Raw genomic sequence first — 18,677 nt, 5'->3', positions numbered from 1 at the left:
ATATTTCGGGAGGGATTCATGACTTTTGATCATGAATATGGACATCTGCGGCCCGCCAACCTCTAGGAGCGAGCCTGCTCGCGATGGTCGTAAACGATAACGAGTGCTGTCTGAATGACCGCGTTGTCTGAGCGTTTTTCGCGAGCAGGCTCGCTCCTACAGGGGCGGGAGTTGTTTCATTAGCCAGCTGCGGAAGCGCTTTACGCTTTGGCGCATACCGCCACGGCCCAAGGGCTCCAGCAAACAAAACTGTGCATCGGTGCGCAATACCGCATCCAGCGGCCGCACCAGCGCGCCGCTCTGCAGGTAGTCATCGACCAGATTGGACCAGGCCAGCGCAACGCCCTGCCCGCTGATGGCCGACTGGATCAGCATCGAATAACTGTTGATGTTGATCCGGCGTTTCGGCTCGACGTTTTTCAATCCCTGGCTCTGGAGCCATTCGGACCAGCCAATCCAGTCGCGCTGCGGATCGTCGAGGACGAGCCATGTGCAGGCCGCCAGGTCGGCAGGCGTCGTCAAGGCAGGATGCTTGGCCAGGTAAGTCGGGCTGCACACCGGATAGACCTCTTCGGAAAACAATGGCGTGACCTGCATTTCCCGGGGTGGGGTACTGCAGTAATACAACGCCAGATCGCAATCCAGGCGCGAGAAATCCTTGACCTGATCATGGGCGATGATGCGCAGGTCGATCTCTTCGTTTTCACGTTGAAACTCGCTGACTTTGGGCAGCAGCCAGAGTGACGCCATCGCCGTGCTAGTGGCCACCGTCACTTGCTCGGCCCCCTGCCAATGACGAATCTCACCCGTCGCCTGGGCCACTTGCAGCAAGGCGGTGCGGACCGTTTCGTAATATTGACTGGCCGCCGGACTCAGGTGAATCGTGCGGGTCGTGCGCTCGAATAAAACCTTACCCAGGTAGTCTTCGAGCAGGCGTACCTGGCGGCTGATTGCACCCTGGGTCACGTTCAGCTCTTGTGCGGCCAGGGTGAAACTCAAGTGGCGCGCTGCGGCTTCGAACGCGACCAGACTGTTGAGCGGTGGCAAAGGGTGAATTTTCATGCAGGCAAGGTCACGTCGTTGTTTTGGTTTTATCGCGGGAGTTTAGTCCTTGGCGTGGGGGGTGGACAGCGCCTACTTCAGACCCGCTCAGGGATTGGGTGTATATCCATTATTTGAGTGATGGCGACTTATGGTTCCGCCCTCACGGCGGGTCACTTTTGAAAGAGCCGGAATGCCGGCCCAGCCAAAAGTAACCAAAAGGCTTTTGCCCCACCACTCGGTGCCTCGCTCAGGCTCGGCATGCCCTCTCTCCGGCCAGCGTGGTTTAACGGGGCGCCCAAATCAAAAGCCAAAGCGAGGCGGCCTGACAGCCGACCTGATTTTTGACCTGCCTGTGATCCCCTGTGGGAGCGAGCCTGCTCGCGATGGACGTCAACGATAACGCGCCCTATCTGAATGACCGCGTTGTCTGGACGTTTTTCGCGAGCAGGCTCGCTCCCACAATGGGATCGGAAACAGGTCCGAAATCAGGTCGGCTGTCAGGCCGCCGAGCTTTTGCTTTTGCTTTTGCTTTTGCTTTTGCTTTTGATTTTCTTGCCCCATCGAGAGGCCGAGTGGAGGTTCTGCGCAGTGGGCAAACCGGCATGGATGCCGGTTTAGCCGCGCTGGGCCAAGGATGGCCCATCGCGGCGGGCCCACGGAGCAGGACCGGAGCGAGGGAATGCCGAGCCTAGGCGAGGCACCGAACGAAAGGGGCAAGAGCGCTTGGTTACTTGGGGCCGGGCGGCGTTCCGATTTCCAAGTAACTCGCCGTAAGGGCGAAACCGCCAGTGGCCGTTACCAAAGAAACGGATATGTACACCATCCCATGCTATGCCCGAGACGCCTCTTTTAGTTTCGCCATTAACGGACTAGCCACCACCGGCGCCACCTCAGGCTTCTCCTCCACAACCACCCCATTCAACGCCTTATGCATCTTCTCCGTATCCAGCGCCCCCACCCACTTGGCAATCGCCATGGTGCCCACGCCATTGCCGATGGTATTGGTAATCGCCCGCGCCTCCGACATGAACCGGTCGACACCCAGCAACAACACCATCCCCGCCACCGGAATCGTCCCCAGGGACGACAAGGTAGCCGCCAGAATGATGAACCCGGAACCAGTGACACCCGCCGAGCCCTTGGAGGTGAACATCAACACCGCCAGCACGATCAACTGGTCGGTCAGGGTCAGTGGCGTGTTGGTCGCCTGGGCAATGAAGATCGCGGCGATGGTGTAGTAGATCGCTTGCCCGTCCGGGTTGAAGGTCAGGCCGGAGGGAATGATCATTCCGGCGACGGGTTTGGACACGCCGGCCTTTTCCATCTTGGAAATCATCTGCGGCAGTACCGATTCCGATGAGCTGGTGCCCAGCACGGTGAACAGTTCTTCCTTGATGAACTTGAGGAATTTCCACAGGCTGAAACCGCTGTAACGGCAGATCGGGCCAAGCACGAAGATCACGAACACCGCGCAGGTCAGGTACACACAGGCCATCAGCTTGCCCAGGGAGAACAGCGAGCCGAAGCCGTATTTGCCGATGGTGAACGCAATGGCGCCGAATGCGCCGATCGGCGCCAGGCGCATGACCATGTTGACGATGCGGAACATGCCCTGCATCAGGCTGTCCAGGGTATCCACGAAGGCTTTGCCGCGTGGGCCGACGTGGGCCAGGGCAATGCCCAGCAGTATGGAGAACAACAGGATCTGCAGGACATTGCCTTTGGCGAAGGCATCGACAATGGTGTCGGGGATGATGTTCATGATGAAGTCCATGAACGAGGCATGCTTCACCGCCGAGGTGTAGGTGGCCAGGCTGGAAGTATCCAGCGTGGCGACATCGATGTTCATGCCGGCGCCGGGCTTGAACACATCGACCACCACCAGGCCGACCACCAGCGCCAGGGTCGACACCACTTCGAAATACAGCAGCGCGCGAAAGCCGACCCGGCCCAGTTCCTTCATGTTTTCCATGCGCGCGATGCCCGTGACCACGGTCAGGAAGATCACCGGCGCGAGGAGCATTTTGATCAGTTTGATGAACGCATCGCCCAAGGGTTTGAGCGCAGCGCCGGTTTCGGGAACGAAGACCCCGACGATGGCGCCGAGGAACACGGCGAGGAGCACTTGTACGTAGAGTTTGCCAAATATTCTTTTCATGACAGGGCCCTGATTTTTTATTGTTGTCAGGAAATGCCCGGGGGTCGGTACGGTTGATCTGCCCCGGGCGTTGTGCCGCAGTACTACTTTGAATCAGTGAAAAAAATCAGCGGTTGATCAGCGCAATCACCGCATCAGTAATCTGTCGCGTGGTGGCGTTACCGCCCAGATCCGGAGTGTGCAAACCGCTTTCGGTCACCGCTTCGATGGCCGACATCAGGTGTTTCGCGGCCGCAGCTTCACCCAGGTGTTCAAGCATCATGGCGGCGGTCCAGAAGGTTGCGATCGGGTTGGCTACACCTTTGCCGGTGATGTCGAAAGCCGAGCCGTGGATCGGTTCGAACATCGAGGGGAATTTTCGCGAAGGGTTGAGGTTGGCGGTCGGCGCGATGCCCAGGCTCCCGGACAGCGCAGCGGCCAGGTCCGAGAGGATGTCGGCGTGCAGGTTGGTGGCGACGATCACGTCCAGGGTCGACGGTTTGAGCACCATGCGCGTGGTCACGGCGTCCACCAGTTCCTTGTCGATCTTCACGTCCGGGAAGTCCTTGGCCACTTCGTAGAAAATTTCGTCCCACAGCACCATGCCGTGACGCTGGGCGTTGGACTTGGTGACCATGGTCAGGTGTTTGCGCGGGCGGCTCTGCGCCAGCTCAAAGGCAAAGCGGTGAATGCGTTCGACCCCGGCCCGGGTGAACACCGAGACTTCAGTGGCGACTTCTTCCGGCAGGCCTCGGTGCACGCGGCCACCATTACCGGAGTATTCGCCTTCGGAGTTTTCCCGCACCACCACCCAATCGATCTGGTCACCGTTGTGCAGCGGACTTTTCACGCCTGGCAACACCCGGGCCGGACGCACGTTGGCGTACTGGTCGAAGCCCTGGCAGATCGGCAGGCGCAGGCCCCACAGTGAAATGTGGTCCGGCACATTGAGCGCACCGACAGCGCCGAAGAAGATCGCGTCGAAGGTTTTCAGTTCTTCCAGGCCACCCTCGGGAATGTAGTAGCCGTTTTTCAGGTAGTTGTCGGAGTTCCAGTCGAAGTGTTTGAAATCCAGTTTGAAGCCGGATTTGTTCGACAGGGCCTGCAGCACCTCGACGCCTGCGGCGATCACTTCCACGCCGATACCGTCACCTGGCACTGCTGCGATTTTGTATGCGCTCATTGGTTGGCTCCACTCTCATCGATTTCTTGTTGTTCCCGTTGAACCGGACTGTTCAGGCGGGGTGTGAGCGGAGTATATGTAGTGAGCAAATAGGTGTGAGTTACTCCAAATCACTACATAAATAACTTTGAGTTACGAATGAGCCAGACCCTGGATTTGTCGTTTTTCTACCTGCTGGCGAATAAAGGCAGCCTCGCGGCGACGGCCCGGGAGCTGGGCATCACGCCACCGGCGGTGAGCAAGCGCCTGACGGCGCTGGAAGCCCGGCTGGGCATTCGCCTGGTTAACCGCACCACACGCTCGATGAGCCTGACATCCGAAGGCGAGCTGTATTTCTCCCAGGCCGCGCGCATCCTCACGCAGATCAATGAGCTTGAGCAGTTGGTCAGCAGCAGCCGCGCGACGCCCAAGGGCCTGATTCGGGTCAATGCTTCGCTCGGCTTCGGCCGCCGCCACATCGGTCCTGCCCTGGCTGCGTTTTACGCGCAGTACCCCGAGGTGGAAATTCAGTTGGAAATCAGTGACCACCCACTGGACCTGGCCACCCACGGTTTCGACCTGGGCATCCGTTTCGGTACCCTGCCGGACGCCGCTTTTCACGCACGCAAGATCGCCTCCAACCGTCGCTTGTTGTGCGCCTCGCCACTGTATCTGGACAAGTACGGCACCCCGCAGAAACTGAGCGACCTGCAAAACCACAATTGCATTTTCATCCGCCAGAACGAGTCACCCTATGGTGTCTGGAGCTTCACCAACGGCGGGCACACGGACAACATCAAGGTGCATGGCGCCCTGGGCTGCAACGATGGTGAAGTGGCCCTGAACTGGGCATTGGAGGGATTCGGGATTCTGCTGCGGGCCGAATGGGACATCGCCCGCTATGTGCGCAGCGGTCGCCTGCGCCTGGTGCTGGAAGACCAGACGCCGACCCGCGCCGACGTGTATGCGGTGTACCCGCAACAATTGCATTTATCGGCGCGGGTACGCAGCCTGATCGACTTTCTGATCGAACGCTTCAAGCATATCGATAACGTTGAGGACAGCTGAAGCGCTGGCCATTTCCCTATAGGAGCTGGCTTGTCGGATCGCCGCACCGCAGCGAAGGCAAAGTGTCAATCGACATAGGTATTGGCTGACACATTGCTTTCGCTGGCAAGCCAGCTCCTACAGGGCTACCGGCCTAGTGCGCGGCTGCATTTGTCCACTGCGGCACATCGAGGGTGTTCTGGCGCTTGGCTCGCTGAGTCAACGCCACCATCGCCAGGAAGCCCAACACAATCAGCACCGGATACGCCATCAACAGTTCGGAGAGCGAATATTTCCAGGCCAGCGGGCGTCCGACACCGAGCATGGCGGCATACATCCAGGACACCGCCGACAACGAGCCACAAAACAGCGCCAGCATCCGCGCGCTGAATCCGAGTTCGAGCAAGGAGCCTGCCTTTTGCATGGCCGGCAACACCAGGCGGTGCAGCAGAATGCCGTTGTAGGTCAGCAACGTGACAATGATCACCTTCGCGTGAAGCTTCGGATTCATGAAGTATTCCGTGCCCTTGCCCAGGTAATCGATGCCGATAATGGCGGCACCTGTCACCCATAGACCGATCAAAGCCACCACGACAGACCGCTGAAGACTTTCCATGTGTGCATGATCATGTTCAGTGAATGCCTTGCGTTTCAACAGATCCCTGACCATTGCAATATCACTGGTTAGTACTAAACCAATTGCCACACAACAGGCGACCAAATGAACGTAAACAACGCCAAGCCGCAAAAACTCCATGAATTCTTTATTTTCGATCAGGCTCATAATTGTATTTATCGCCACGGGTATTTTCTCCACCTTATTCGATAGTACAGATCGGCCAATCAACAGAGCACTTGTTGTAAACAACCCTGCACGACCTTGCTCATACAAGAAAACCAAACAATAGGTTAATTATCGAAATCCTATTGATCCGGCAAATGAATGGATGACAGCTTAGTTAGCACCCCTCAAATTTCAGGTAAAAAAATCCCCATCTGCACTCACTGCATTTGAGGTTCTGGTTCCACTTCTTTTTGCACGTCAAGAGCAAGCCAATGGGTGACCTGCTGCAGAATCTGAGGGCTGCAGGCCCGAAATGTTCATTTCTCCAGCACATCACCGACAAGCGGTCACTGGCTGGAGGGCCAATGACTGCGGCGTTAACCGGGCAACTTTCCCGTCGAGGCCCATTCCAACTGAGCTGGTTGGCTTACATGATCCTTGTCATCGCCAATTGGATCCACTAGTTGCCTCGAAGATAAATAAACACGGAAACCAGCGAACCATTGTCATTTACACCCCAAGAACTAAAACAGTCATACTATTTTTAGCGTGCCGGACACCAAATGGAACTAGCTTGTATACAAGTACAGACAACATTTCGCACGACAAATAGACTTCATCATTATGAGTCCTGCAAATAACTTAAATCAGAACACGTCCAGAAATGTTCACTCCCTGACTCTTGAATGTGTCCAGGTCTTGGCGACACTGCTTTGCAGACGGGTCGCCAGGACCTTTTTTATTTCAGCTCAGGCGAGCCTGACCACGACGTTGATGTTGTTGCGCGTGGCTTTGGAGTACGGGCAGTACTTGTGTCCGGTGTCGACGAGTTTCTGTGCGGTTTCGCGATCCAGTCCCGGCAGGCTGACGTTGAGTCGCGCCTGCAGCAGGTAGCCACCTTCATTGGTGCCCAGGTCGACTTCGGTGTCGACGGCCACATCCTTGGGCAGCGCAACTTTCAGCTCTTTGGCAGCGACGCCCATCGCGCCGATGAAACAGGCTGACCAACCGGCGGCGAACAGTTGCTCCGGATTGGTACCACCACCATTGGTGCCCGGGGACGAGAGTTTGATATCCAGAATCCCATCCGAGCTTCTGGATGCGCCATCGCGGCCACCCGTGGTGTGGGTTTTGGCGGTGTACAGTACTTTGTCGAGCTGGGTCATGATGATCTCCTGATTGAAATGGGGTTTATGCACGTTCAGGTAAATCAGAAAAACGGCCTTCAGGGTTGATGCCGGACACTCAATATAGACGTCGCTGCACAACCGGGAGCTTGATCCGACAAAGGTCACCTTCCACATCCGCCGGGGAAGCCCTGTAGGAGCTGGCTTGCCAGCGAAAGCGGATTATCAGTCAACATTGATGTCGATGTTGGCGCCCTCTTCGCTGGCAAGCCAGCTCCTACAGGCTTTTAAAAACCTCATTTGCGCGCCAACTTGTACTTCACACAATCGTCATAAAAACTCTCCCGAACCGCCTCTGGCTTGATCCTGGTCGGGCTGTCATAAGTCTGCTCGGTAATGCCCATGGCCATCATCCGCATCCACGACTTGGCAAACTTGTAAGAATGGATTTTCTGCCGCGCGGCATAAAGAGAAACCCCGGCTAACTTGAGTTCCTGCGCCCTGGCAGCCGTCCCCGCGCCCCAACTGCACATATAACGCTCATTGGGCATCAGCTCCCTGGCCTGGGCAGACACTGCAAAACCCGCGACACCGACCGAGATCAGTACGACCCATACATTGCGCATTAGCTTCCCACCCTAACCACCTGAAATTGAAGCGATTCTGGCGATAAGCGAGCAATCCGGGGGCCAGCATAGTGCCTTATCGGTAAAACCCTGATCCCGATCATTAAACAAGAGTCATTTTCTTGCGACATTTCCATCCTTTGCTATAGCTAACAATCTCTTCTGCCAACTAATGAGGCCACGGAATGTCAGTCGCGAAGAAAATGAGTGTAGGGCAACTGACAATGTTGACTGCCGTCAACATGTTGGGCTCAGGCATTGTGCTACTACCGACGAAACTCGCGGAAGTTGGTGCAATTTCGATTCTTTCCTGGCTGGTGACGGCCACCGGCTCCCTCGCTCTGGCCTACGCCTTTGCGCGATGCGGGATGCTCAGCCGCAAGACCGGCGGCATGGGTGGTTATGCCGAATACACGTTCGGTAAAGCAGGTAACTACATCACCAACTACACCTACGGACTCTCGCTGTTGATTGCCAACGTGGCGATTAGTATTACTGCGGTGGGTTATATCCAGGTTTTATTCGGGATAAAACTTGACTCCCTGCAAGTAGGTCTGGCGACCATCGCCTTGTTATGGATCACCACGTTCGCCAACTTTGGCGGCGCCCGCATTACCGGCCGGATCGGCGCGGTGACGGTCTGGGGTGTGATTGCACCGGTGGTGCTGGTCTCCACGGTTGGCTGGTTCTGGTTCGACAGCAGCGTTTATGCGGCAGGCTGGAACCCTCACGACAAGAGCTGGTTCGAAGCGGCGGGCGCCTCGGTGGCAATCACCCTATGGGCCTTCCTCGGCCTGGAATCGGCTTGCGCCAACACCGAGGCAGTGGAAAACCCCGAGCGCAACGTACCGATTGCCGTGCTGGGCGGCACCCTGGGGGCGGCGGTGATCTACATCGTCTCCACCAACGTTATCTTCGGTATCGTCGGCAACGAAGAACTGGTCGCCTCCACCGCACCTTTCGGCCTGGTGTTCGCCAAGATGTTCACCCCGTTCGTCGGTGACATCGTGATGGCGGCGATGGTACTCGCCTGCATCGGCTCGCTGCTCGGCTGGCAGTTCACTATTGCCCAGGTATACGCCAGCTCGGCGAACACCGGTTACTTCCTGCCAATCTTCGCCAAGGGCAACAAGGCCGGCACGCCGATCATCGGCATGCTGGTGCTGCTGGCGGCGCAAACCGCTCTGGCCCTGCTGACCATCAGCCCCGACCTGAGCAAGCAGTTCAATACCCTGGTCAACCTCGCGGTGGTCACCAACCTCGTGCCCTACATCCTCTCGATGGCCGCTTTGATGACCATGCAAAAGATTTCCAACGTGCCGGAAAGCAAGGCGATGGTCACCAACTTCATTGCCGTGATTGCAGCGGCCTACAGCTATCTGGCGCTGTACAGCTCGGGCGAGCAGGCGCTGATGCTCGGCGGCGTGGCGACCATCTTCGGCTACACGCTGTTCGGCTTCGTCAACAACCGCCTGATCCGCCTCGAAGCGCTCAACAACAGTGTACCGACGCAGACCGTCAGTGCGCAGCACATCACTGGCGAACCCGTGCCGGTGAACAGCTTGTAATCAAATACTCTGGAGGTTAAGTGATGACGGACTATAAACATTCCCTGGGCATGCTGGCGCTACTGGTCAGCAGCCCCGCGGACAAGCGCACGGTGTTTGGCCGCGCCCTGGATCAGTTGGTCCATGACGTAGAGGGACGAGGCGTCGCCGTACTGGCTTCGCAAAGCCTCAGCGACGCCGCGTCGATCCTGCGTTCGGACCCTGCCGTTCAATGCGTGCTGATCAGTTGGGAAATGGACACCAGCGAAGGCCACGCCGACTGCATCAAATTGCTGGTCAAGCTGCGCGAGCGCAACACGCGAGTGCCGGTGTTCCTGATCAGCGACCGTACCACTGCGTCGAGCATTCCGTTGTTGGTCATGCAGCACGCCGACGACTTCATCTGGCTGCCCGAAGACACCTCTCGCTTCCTCAGCGGGCGCATTCTCGCGGCCATCGAACGCTATCGTCAGGCCGCCTTGCCACCGATGTTCGGCGCGCTGGTGAAGTTTGCCCGCACCTATGAATACTCATGGCACACCCCCGGCCACGCCGGCGGCACGGCGTTCCTGAAAAGCACGGCAGGACGGGCCTTCTACGAATTTTTCGGGGAAAACCTGTTGCGTTCCGACCTGTCGATCTCGGTCGGCGAACTCGGTTCGCTGCTCGACCACAGCGGCCCTATCGGCCAGGGCGAGCGTTATGCCGCCAAGGTCTTCGGTGCGCACCGCACGTACTACGTGACCAACGGTTCGTCGATGTCCAACCGCGTCATTCTGATGGCGAGTGTCACACGCAACCAGATCGCCCTGTGCGACCGCAATTGCCACAAGTCCGCCGAACATGCGATGACCCTGTCCGGCGCCATTCCGACTTACCTGGTACCGACCCGCAACCGCTACGGCATCATCGGCCCGATCCTGCCGCAAACCCTCAGCGCCGAAGGCGTTAAAGCCGCCATTGCCAACAACCCGCTGGTCAAGAAAGGCATCGACGCGACGCCGGTGCATGCGATCGTCACCAACTCCACCTATGACGGACTGACCTACAACGTCACCCGCGTCGAAGAGCTGCTGGGCGAAAGCGTTGACCGTCTGCACTTCGACGAAGCGTGGTACGCTTACGCGCGTTTCAACCCGCTGTACAGTGGGCGCCATGCCATGCACGGCAACCCGGAGGACCATGACAAGTCCAAGCCGACCGTGTTCGCCACCCATTCGACGCACAAGTTGCTGGCCGCCCTGTCCCAGGCCTCGATGATCCACGTGCGCGACGGCCGCAACCCGATCGAGCACGCGCGCTTCAACGAATCGTTCATGATGCACGCCTCGACGTCGCCCAACTACGCGATCATGGCGTCCTGCGACGTCAGCTCGGCAATGATGGAAGCACCGAGCGGGCAGATCCTCACCAGCGAATCGATCGAAGAAGCCATCAGCTTCCGCCAGGTCCTTTCGCGCATGCACAACGAGATGCTGAGCAAGGACGACTGGTTCTTCACCTGCTGGCAGCCACCGACCGTACAGGTTGGCGCGGCCACCGTGCCGTTCCATGAGGTCGATCCGGCACAACTGAAAACCGATCCGAACTGCTGGGTCCTGCACCCCAATGCGGTATGGCACGGTTTCGGTGACATCGAAGATGGCTACTGCATGCTCGACCCGATCAAGGTCTCGGTGCTCAGCCCCGGCATGGGCGACGACGGCAACCTGCTGGCTTCAGGCATCCCCGCTTGCGTGGTCACGGCGTACCTGGGCCGTCAGGGGATCGTGGTCGAGAAAACCACCGACTTCACCATCCTGTTCCTGTTCTCCATCGGCATCACCAAAGGCAAGTGGGGTACGTTGCTCAACGCCTTGCTCGACTTCAAGCGTGATTACGACGACAACGCCGAGCTCGAACTCTGCCTGCCCGACCTGTACAACGCCCACCAGCAACGCTATGCCGGCATGGGCCTGAAGGACCTGGCCGACGAAATCTTCGCCGCCATGAAGAAACACAAGACCACCGCCAACATGGCCCAGGCGTTCGGCACCCTGCCCAAAGCCGAATTCAGCCCGGTGGAGGCCTACGAGAAACTGGTGCGCAACGACATCGAGCTGGTGACCCTGGAACAGGCCGCCGGCCGCCTTGCCGCCACCGGTATCGTGCCGTATCCACCGGGCATTCCATTGCTGATGCCGGGCGAGAATGCCGGGCCTGCGGACGGAGCGTTGCTGGCCTATCTCAAGGCGCTGGAAGCGTTCGACAGATCCTTCCCCGGCTTCACCCATGACACCCACGGGATCGAAGTCGAGAACGGGGTTTATCGGATGTTGGTACTGAAATAACAGGCCCACGCAAAACCAAAATGTGGGAGCGAGCCTGCTCGCGAAGGCGGAGTGTCAGTCACTGTATAGGTTGCCTGACACTCCGCTTTCGCGAGCAGGCTCGCTCCCACAAGGGATCTCCTTTCACTTTGGATCTCCCTTACACATTGTCTCGCCATCAATCCAAAACCCTATGGGCAAACTCGATCACAGCGCTCTATGATTGAACCCCATGACAACCTCTGCTCCGATCCGCCAACCCTGCCCGCCCGGTGCCTGCGATTGCGGGCGTGACCCGTTGCTGGAAACACCGGGGGCGGACGTGCGCATCCTGTTTCTGACCCGCACCGAAGAAAAGCGCCTGATCGAGCGCCTGGAAAACCTGTCGAGTTTCCAGGATCTAGAACACCTGCAACGGCGAATGTTCGAGCAACTGGGCATCCGCGTCGACATCGTCCCGAGTGCAAACGAAGTGCGGACCATGCGCGGGATCGGCATTTACGTCGGCGACCTGCCGGGATTGTGCCGCAAAACCCGCGCATCGATCCCGGCCGCGATCCGCCGCGCCATGGAAAAGCGTCCGGAAATCGCCTACGAAGTGCTCAACGCCAACGACCTGTTGCGCGATGCATGAGACCCCCTGTGTCCCACAAGAAGATCAGCGGTCGTACGCACAGCGCAGCGCGCTGCTATGCCTTCTCATGGGAGTTTTTGCTGCACACCAGCCAGGACGGAACTGGAAACCGAGTGCGACCCTGGCCCCGGCGCCAACCAGGTACGCCAAGGAAATCAGGTGCCAATCCGCAACAGGAGGTGGCCGATGTTATTCATCGTCAACTGGACGCTCAGTTCGGCAAATCGCAACAGTGCGATCGAGCGTTTCCTCAAGACCGGTGGCGCGCCCCCCGCAGGCGTCAAATTGATCGGGCGCTGGTACGCCGTGGGTGGCGCGGCGGGTTTTGGCGTGGCGGAAGCCAGTGATCCGGCATTGATTCAGAAATGGGTGCTGGACTGGAGCGACCTCATGACCATGGACGTCCAGGTCGCATTGACCGACGAGCAGATGGCGCCGCTACTGGCAGGCATTGTCGGCAAATAATCGCCATCGAGGCGGCGAGTGCCGCTCGCCGCCTCGTCACTTTTGTTCAAGACAGACTGTATAGCCCGTCCTGCCCCTCGCTCCCTTCAAATCCGCGTTGATCAGCCTCTGGAGCATCGCCATTCGGCGTCGAAACGCGCCGCGCCGCAAGGCCTCAACAATCGACTTTAATCACTGAAATCCCTGTAAGCCTGGTGAATCAGATCACAAGGATGCACGGCATTCACTGGCTTTTTAACGATTAGAACCTACTCTCTTTTCGCGGGACACCACATTTGCGGAGCTGTGGGAAACGGCTCTGGAGTACTGACGCCATGCAGCCAAAGATAACTGCTCTGCCCGTCGTCACCCTGCTCGCCCTCTGCTGTCAGCAAACCTGGGCGGGCGGTATCTTGCTCTACGAAGTCGGCACCGACAACGTCGGCCTGGCCAACGCCGGTGCTGCGGCCCGGGCCCAGGGCCCATCGACCATTGCCAGCAACCCGGCAGGTATGAGTTACCTGCCGGGTACGCAGATCACCGCTGGCTTGCAGGTGCTCTACGGCGATCTGAAATTCGATCGCGACGAAGGCACCAACGTGGCGGGCAGCGGCAGTGGCAACGCCCTGGACCCGATACCCGGTGGCAGTTTTTTCATCAGCCATGCACTGGATGACCATTGGAGCGTCGGCTTCGGCCAATACGGTGACTTCGGCCTGGCGGTCAATTACGACAATGACTGGTCCGGGCGCTACTTCACGCAGAACTCCAGCCTGCTCGGTTTGTCATTGGTGCCGAGCGTGGCGTACCGCTTCAACGAACAATGGTCGGTGGGTGTCGGCATCAAGGCCATGTACGGCATGCTGCAAGCGCAGACCGCCATCGATCGCTCACCGTTCGGCTTCACCGACCGCGGTGACGGCCAGTTCAAATACAAGGACAAGGATTGGGGTTTCGGCGCCAATGTGGGGGTGATCTACGCCCCGCAACCCGGAACCCGCATTGGCCTGACCTACACCAGCAAAGTCGATCTGGAGTTCGAGGACGGCCTGGACATCAAGGGCGACGGCCCGTTGTTGCAGCGTCTCGATGGCACCAACACCCAACTTGATATAACCGTGCCGCAAACCGTCACCCTGAGCCTGTTCCAGCAACTGGACAGGCAGTGGGCCTTGCTCGCCTCGGTCAACTGGCAGGACTGGTCGGAATTCGGCGATATCGGCGTGCAGGTCGACACCACGGCCAATGATGCCCGCTCGACCACCATCGATGCGGGCTTCAAGGACACCTGGCACCTGTCGCTCGGCGCGCAATACCAGGCCACCCAACAACTGCTGTGGAATTTCGGCGTGGCCTACGACAGCAGTGCCGTTTCGGACAACAGGCGTTCGGCGATCGTGCCAATGGGTGAGTCCTGGCGCATTGCGACAGGAGCCACCTATGCTCTGAACAGGGACACCGACATCAATGTCAGTTTGGCCATGATCTGGTTGGGCGACATGCCGGTGGACCAGACCAAGACTGTGTCAGGCAATCGGATTTCCGGTCAATTCGACGATGCCTGGATTCAAGCCGTGACCGGCAACATGACTTGGCGTTTCTGATTTTCCGCTAATGAAAAACGACCTGATCCAAGGAGCACACAGCACTATGAACCTGACCCGAAAATTGCTCATCGGCACCGCACTGACCGGGCTCCTGCTCGGTGGCTGCACCTCCAAAGTCACCGAACGGGAGCAGTACTCCGGCTTCCTGTCCAACTACAACAACCTGCAAGAAGTCTCCACGCCAAGCGGCGGTACCGCGATGCGCTGGGTGAGCCCGTCGTGGAACCCCAATGCGTACAACACCGTGGCGTTCAACAAACTGGAACTCTATCCGGCCCCCAAGCCCAATGAGCGGGTCAACCAGCAGACGCTTACTGACATTCAGAATTACATGTCCAATAAGGCCAAAGCTACGCTGGGACAGAAGTACCGGGTCGTCAACAGCGCAAGCGCAGCACCGGCCGGCTCGAAAACCTTGATCATGCGCTCGGCCATCACCGGGGTCAGCGCCTCGAACGAAGGTATGAAATGGTATGAAGTGGTCCCCATCGCTGCCGTCGTTGGCGCGACTCAGGCCGCCACCGGTCACCGGGACCAGGACACTGAATTGTTTATCGAGGCCGAATTCATCGACGCGAAAAGCAACCAGACCGTGGCCAGGGTGGTGCGCAAGGTGTTTGGCAAGCAGTTGTCCAACGAAAGCCAGAAAGTCACCGCCCAGGATTTCAAAGCGGCGATCGACAAGTTGGATAGCGACCTTCGGGCGTTCATAAAGTAACGGGATTGGTTATCTGCTTTTCTGTAGGAGCGAGCTTACTCGCGAAAAACCCGAGGGCGCCGTTGGGCATCTGGTTTTACGCGTCAACGTTCACGACCATCGCGAGCAGAGCTCGCTCCTACAGGGACTGCGGATTGCAGTGAGGGTTATTTTTTCATTCCGACCCGACGCCGCATCTCCGCCGTGATCGTCTGCCGGGTTTTCTTCATCTCCGCCCAGGGTTCATCGCCCACTTCGGCCAGGCGTTCATGCACGTTGTGCACGTTCCACTGGTTACCCCCCTTGAGTTCCCCCACCTCCTCGCGAAAAATCGGCACCGAGACCGGCAACCCTTCCCGGGTGCGCACGGCGTAGGCACAGATGGTGGTCGCGCCCAGACCGTTGCGCAGGTAATCGATGAAGATCCGCCCTACCCGGTTCTTCGGCCCCGACACTGCGGAAAATCGCTCCGGCAGCAGCTTCGCCATGTGGCTGACAATCCCGTGACTGAAATCCTTGACCTCATCCCAGCCGAGCTTGCGGGTCAGCGGCACCACCAGGTGAATGCCCTTGCCGCCGCTGGTCTTGAGAAACGCCTTGAGCCCCAGTTCATCGAGCACAGTCAGGGTCAACTGCGTCGCTTCGACCATGCGTTTCCACGGCAGCGCCGGGTCCGGGTCGAGGTCGAGGACGAAGCGGTCGGGTTTGTCGAGGTTGTCCGAAGTAGCGTTCCAGGTGTGCAATTCCACGGTGCTCATCTGAACCGCGCCGACCAGCGCTTCGGCATTGTTGATCACCATCATCGGCTGCCCGGTGAGCTGCTGGTCGAGGGTGGTGATACCGGGGATGGACAGGCGCTCGGCGTTTTTCTGGAAAAACAACTCGCCGGCAATGCCGTCTGGCGCACGCACCAGCGCCACCGGGCGATCCTTGAGCTGCGGCAAAATCCACTCGGCGACGCTGGCGTAATAGTGCGCCAGTTGCATTTTGGTGGTGCCGCTGCTGGCATCGATGACGCGGTCCGGGTGAGTGATGCGGACCTTGCCCTCGGCCAGGCCTTGTTGTGACGGTGCAGGCTCGGCTTTCTTTTGCGCGGCGGGTGACTTGGCGACGGCGGTTTTTTTCGCCGGGGCCGCTTTTTTTGCAGGGGCAGGTTTCGCAGAAGTCGCTTTCACGGCAGTCGGACGCTCCTCGGTAATGTCTTTGGCAGGCTTGTCGTCACGCAGGCCATGGAACACTGCATGTCGCACCGAGCCCTCCTTGGTCATTTCAGCAAAGGCCACTTCCGCCAGCAGGCTGGGCTTGAGCCAATGCACGCCCCTGAATTCGGCACCGCCGGGTGGATTGACCACTGCCGGTTTTTTCGTCTGCAAGGGTTTGAGTTGCTCATGAATGCTGCCCAGGGTGGCCTCGGTGAAGCCGGTGCCAACCTTGCCGGCGTAGCGCAACTCGCCACTGTCGCGATCATGCAAACCCAACAACAATGCACCGAAGGCACTGCGTGCCCCCTTGGGATCGGTGAAACCGACGATGACAAACTCCTGCCGATGTTTGCACTTGAGTTTGATCCAGTCGCTGCTGCGCCGGGACACGTAGGCCGAGCCCAGGCGCTTGCCGATCAGGCCTTCCATGCGCATCTGGCAGGCGCTGTTGAGCAGGGCCTCAGGGTCTTCGCTGAAGCTGTCGGAAAAGCGCAGCAACGGGTCTGTGCTGGTTTTGAGCACGGTCGCCAACGCCGCCCGGCGTTCTTCGACCGGCACTTCGCGCAGGTCCACGCCGTTGAGATAGGGCAAGTCGAACAGGTAGTAGAGGATGTTGCCACTGCGTCCGGCATCGAAAGCATTTTGCAGCGCCTGGAAGTCCGGCAGTCCCTGTTCGTCAACCACCACCATTTCACCGTCGAGCCAGGCCGATTCCAGCCCCAGGCCTTCCAGCGCCTTGGCCTGACCGGGCAGCTTGTGGGTCCAGTCGTGACCGTTGCGAGTGAAGAGCCTGACCTCTTCGTGGTCGATGCGCGCCATGATCCGGTAGCCGTCAAATTTGACTTCATAAGCCCACTCGCCGTCCGGGGCCTTTTCCACCAGTGTCGCCAGTTCCGGCTTGATCTGGTCCGGCAACCTGGCTTTGTGCGCGCCGGTGAGTGGCGCGGACGTTTCCCGGCGAACCGCGGTGGCCGGTTTTTTGATGGCCTTGGCGGGTTTGGGAACATTGGCGGGCCGGGCAGCCTTCGGTGTCCTGGCCACGATGCTGCGATCACTGAGCACGCTGTTCGGCTCGGCGGCGACCACGTCGTAATCGTCTTCGGCTCTGGCCGCCCCGTCCTGATGCTTGATCAGGAACCACTGCTCCTGCTTGCCCGGCATGTGCGTGCGCACCAGGTTCCACAAACCGGCGAGCTTCTCGCCTTGCAGTTCGAACTTGAGCCGGCCCTTGGCGTAGGCCTTGGCCGGGTCGTCCTGGGGGATCCATACACCACGGTCCCAGACAATCACATCGCCGGCGCCGTAATGCCCTTCGGGGATACTGCCCTCGAACGTGGCGTAGTCGATCGGATGGTCCTCGACGTGCACCGCCAGGCGCTTGACCCTGGGGTCCAGTGACGGTCCCTTGGGCACTGCCCAGCTCTTGAGCGCGCCGTCGAGCTCCAGGCGAAAGTCGTAGTGCAGGCGCGAAGCGTCGTGCTTCTGGATGCAAAACTGCAAGGCATGATCCCTGGCGTTCTTTTTGCCGGTTCGCTTGATGGCGGCCGGTTCTGATGTCGCCGAAAAATCGCGCTTGCGGTTGTAGTCGTCGAGGTCCTTGTTCATCGCTCACCTGCTGATCGCTGCAGGACGCGGATTCAGCGCGTCTCTCCCTCAGCAGAGCGAGCCGTGCGCGTAAAAATTCCATCGACGGTGAATGTGCCCGGACAGACGGCCCGGTGGCGTGGCGTCCGGCGGCTGCTCAAGGGCCTACAATCAGCGGGTGCCGCTTCATCCCCGGAGAGCAGTCATGCGCACCACTCACGTCATCGAAGCCCCCCCGCCACCCTACAACGTCGTTGGCGAAGCGATCACGGTCCTGGCCGGCGGGGATCTGAGCAAACCCTTTGAAATGCACATTCAGGTGGGCGTGCAAGGTGGCGGCCCGCCACCGCACTTCCATCCGTGGGACGAGGCGTTTTACGTGGTGGAAGGCGAGGTCGAAGTGACTGTCGAAGGCAAATCCACCACCGTCCCGGCGGGAGGTTACGTGCATATTCCTGCCGGAACGATTCATGCCTACAAGAACATCAGTAGCACTGCGAAGATGATCGGCGTGGTCTCCGATCCACGCGGCGGGCAGTTCTTTGCGGCCATGGACCGGTTCAAGGTGCCTGAGGACTTGCCGAAGATATTCGAGGTGGCCGAGCGATATGGAGTTACCTTCCTGGTGCCGAAACCAGCAGGTTGACCGCGTTATCGTTCATCGCGGGCAAGCCCGCTCCCACAGGATCTGTGGCGCCATGGGTACCTGTGGGAGCGGGCTTGCCC

15 protein-coding genes are annotated in these 18,677 nt (G+C 59.0%); 8 read left to right on the top strand and 7 right to left on the bottom strand.

Annotation, left to right across the window (positions count from 1 at the left end):
* Positions 1 to 156 precede the first annotated feature (156 nt).
* The 3 genes from LAB08_RS10365 to LAB08_RS10355 form a co-directional block, all read right to left on the bottom strand.
* Complete coding sequence (locus tag LAB08_RS10365) at positions 157 to 1,062, bottom strand: LysR substrate-binding domain-containing protein (RefSeq protein ID WP_096512297.1); 906 nt, start codon at positions 1,060 to 1,062, stop codon at positions 157 to 159.
* A gap of 811 nt (positions 1,063 to 1,873) precedes the next feature.
* The gene (locus LAB08_RS10360; protein WP_096512299.1) at positions 1,874 to 3,202 is read right to left on the bottom strand and encodes a dicarboxylate/amino acid:cation symporter; all 1,329 of its coding nucleotides are present in this window, start codon (positions 3,200 to 3,202) and stop codon (positions 1,874 to 1,876) included.
* A 106-nt stretch (positions 3,203 to 3,308) separates the two neighbouring features.
* A complete protein-coding gene (locus LAB08_RS10355; protein ID WP_096512300.1) occupies positions 3,309 to 4,364 on the bottom strand; it encodes a tartrate dehydrogenase in 1,056 nt (351 codons plus the stop codon).
* Between the two features lie 138 nt (positions 4,365 to 4,502).
* Here LAB08_RS10355 and LAB08_RS10350 point away from each other — a divergent pair, with 138 nt between their 5' ends.
* The gene (locus LAB08_RS10350) at positions 4,503 to 5,411 is read left to right on the top strand and encodes a LysR family transcriptional regulator (protein WP_096512301.1); all 909 of its coding nucleotides are present in this window, start codon (positions 4,503 to 4,505) and stop codon (positions 5,409 to 5,411) included.
* A gap of 133 nt (positions 5,412 to 5,544) precedes the next feature.
* On the opposite strand, the gene LAB08_RS10345 is transcribed toward LAB08_RS10350, so the two are convergent.
* The 3 genes from LAB08_RS10345 to LAB08_RS10335 form a co-directional block, all read right to left on the bottom strand.
* The gene (locus tag LAB08_RS10345) at positions 5,545 to 6,192 is read right to left on the bottom strand and encodes a hypothetical protein (protein WP_096512302.1); all 648 of its coding nucleotides are present in this window, start codon (positions 6,190 to 6,192) and stop codon (positions 5,545 to 5,547) included.
* Positions 6,193 to 6,923: 731 nt separating this feature from the next.
* On the bottom strand, positions 6,924 to 7,340 hold the full coding sequence (locus LAB08_RS10340; protein ID WP_096515480.1) for an organic hydroperoxide resistance protein: 417 nt from the start codon (positions 7,338 to 7,340) through the stop codon (positions 6,924 to 6,926).
* A 257-nt stretch (positions 7,341 to 7,597) separates the two neighbouring features.
* Positions 7,598 to 7,927 (bottom strand): hypothetical protein, encoded by a 330-nt coding sequence (locus LAB08_RS10335; protein WP_096512304.1) that lies wholly within the window; start codon positions 7,925 to 7,927, stop codon positions 7,598 to 7,600.
* A 185-nt stretch (positions 7,928 to 8,112) separates the two neighbouring features.
* Here LAB08_RS10335 and potE point away from each other — a divergent pair, with 185 nt between their 5' ends.
* The 6 genes from potE to LAB08_RS10305 all read left to right on the top strand — a co-directional run bounded on the left by potE (position 8,113) and on the right by LAB08_RS10305 (position 15,186).
* Positions 8,113 to 9,495, top strand: a complete 1,383-nt coding sequence (gene potE / locus LAB08_RS10330; RefSeq protein WP_096512305.1) for a putrescine-ornithine antiporter — start codon at positions 8,113 to 8,115, stop codon at positions 9,493 to 9,495.
* 23 nt (positions 9,496 to 9,518) lie between these two features.
* Entirely contained in the window at positions 9,519 to 11,804 is a 2,286-nt protein-coding gene (locus LAB08_RS10325) for an Orn/Lys/Arg family decarboxylase (RefSeq protein WP_096512306.1), read from the top strand.
* A gap of 211 nt (positions 11,805 to 12,015) precedes the next feature.
* Complete coding sequence (locus LAB08_RS10320) at positions 12,016 to 12,417, top strand: hypothetical protein (RefSeq protein WP_096512307.1); 402 nt, start codon at positions 12,016 to 12,018, stop codon at positions 12,415 to 12,417.
* A gap of 186 nt (positions 12,418 to 12,603) precedes the next feature.
* A complete protein-coding gene (locus LAB08_RS10315; protein WP_096512308.1) occupies positions 12,604 to 12,882 on the top strand; it encodes a DUF3303 domain-containing protein in 279 nt (92 codons plus the stop codon).
* Between the two features lie 314 nt (positions 12,883 to 13,196).
* Positions 13,197 to 14,465, top strand: coding sequence for an OmpP1/FadL family transporter (locus tag LAB08_RS10310; RefSeq protein WP_096512309.1), 1,269 nt, complete (start codon positions 13,197 to 13,199; stop codon positions 14,463 to 14,465).
* A gap of 46 nt (positions 14,466 to 14,511) precedes the next feature.
* Positions 14,512 to 15,186: a DUF3313 domain-containing protein gene (locus LAB08_RS10305; protein WP_096512310.1), complete on the top strand. Its 675-nt coding sequence runs from the start codon at positions 14,512 to 14,514 to the stop codon at positions 15,184 to 15,186.
* A 146-nt stretch (positions 15,187 to 15,332) separates the two neighbouring features.
* On the opposite strand, the gene ligD is transcribed toward LAB08_RS10305, so the two are convergent.
* Complete coding sequence (gene ligD, locus LAB08_RS10300) at positions 15,333 to 17,972, bottom strand: DNA ligase D (protein ID WP_096512311.1); 2,640 nt, start codon at positions 17,970 to 17,972, stop codon at positions 15,333 to 15,335.
* A 184-nt stretch (positions 17,973 to 18,156) separates the two neighbouring features.
* On the opposite strand from ligD, the gene LAB08_RS10295 reads away from it, so the two are divergent.
* Positions 18,157 to 18,597 carry a cupin domain-containing protein gene (locus tag LAB08_RS10295; protein ID WP_096512312.1) on the top strand — a complete coding sequence of 147 codons (441 nt, stop codon included), beginning with the start codon at positions 18,157 to 18,159 and terminating at the stop codon, positions 18,595 to 18,597.
* The last annotated feature ends 80 nt before the right edge of the window (positions 18,598 to 18,677 follow it).

The sequence above is a fragment of the Pseudomonas izuensis genome, from assembly GCF_002356535.2.
Lineage (GTDB): Bacteria > Pseudomonadota > Gammaproteobacteria > Pseudomonadales > Pseudomonadaceae > Aquipseudomonas > Aquipseudomonas izuensis.
Note: the sequence above shows the minus strand (reverse complement) of the source record. Positions and strands in the feature narration are given on the sequence as shown.

Bases quoted from the DNA above. Each gene is read 5' to 3' on its own strand.
- LAB08_RS10355 (WP_096512300.1), bottom strand. From the start codon at position 4,364: ATGAGCGCATACAAAATCGCAGCAGTGCCAGGTGACGGTATCGGCGTG.
- LAB08_RS10325 (WP_096512306.1), top strand. From the start codon at position 9,519: ATGACGGACTATAAACATTCCCTGGGCATGCTGGCGCTACTGGTCAGC.
- LAB08_RS10305 (WP_096512310.1), top strand. From the start codon at position 14,512: ATGAACCTGACCCGAAAATTGCTCATCGGCACCGCACTGACCGGGCTC.
- LAB08_RS10350 (WP_096512301.1), top strand. From the start codon at position 4,503: ATGAGCCAGACCCTGGATTTGTCGTTTTTCTACCTGCTGGCGAATAAA.
- LAB08_RS10310 (WP_096512309.1), top strand. From the start codon at position 13,197: ATGCAGCCAAAGATAACTGCTCTGCCCGTCGTCACCCTGCTCGCCCTC.
- LAB08_RS10315 (WP_096512308.1), top strand. From the start codon at position 12,604: ATGTTATTCATCGTCAACTGGACGCTCAGTTCGGCAAATCGCAACAGT.
- ligD (WP_096512311.1), bottom strand. From the start codon at position 17,972: ATGAACAAGGACCTCGACGACTACAACCGCAAGCGCGATTTTTCGGCG.
- LAB08_RS10360 (WP_096512299.1), bottom strand. From the start codon at position 3,202: ATGAAAAGAATATTTGGCAAACTCTACGTACAAGTGCTCCTCGCCGTG.
- LAB08_RS10295 (WP_096512312.1), top strand. From the start codon at position 18,157: ATGCGCACCACTCACGTCATCGAAGCCCCCCCGCCACCCTACAACGTC.
- LAB08_RS10340 (WP_096515480.1), bottom strand. From the start codon at position 7,340: ATGACCCAGCTCGACAAAGTACTGTACACCGCCAAAACCCACACCACG.
- potE (WP_096512305.1), top strand. From the start codon at position 8,113: ATGTCAGTCGCGAAGAAAATGAGTGTAGGGCAACTGACAATGTTGACT.
- LAB08_RS10365 (WP_096512297.1), bottom strand. From the start codon at position 1,062: ATGAAAATTCACCCTTTGCCACCGCTCAACAGTCTGGTCGCGTTCGAA.
- LAB08_RS10335 (WP_096512304.1), bottom strand. From the start codon at position 7,927: ATGCGCAATGTATGGGTCGTACTGATCTCGGTCGGTGTCGCGGGTTTT.
- LAB08_RS10320 (WP_096512307.1), top strand. From the start codon at position 12,016: ATGACAACCTCTGCTCCGATCCGCCAACCCTGCCCGCCCGGTGCCTGC.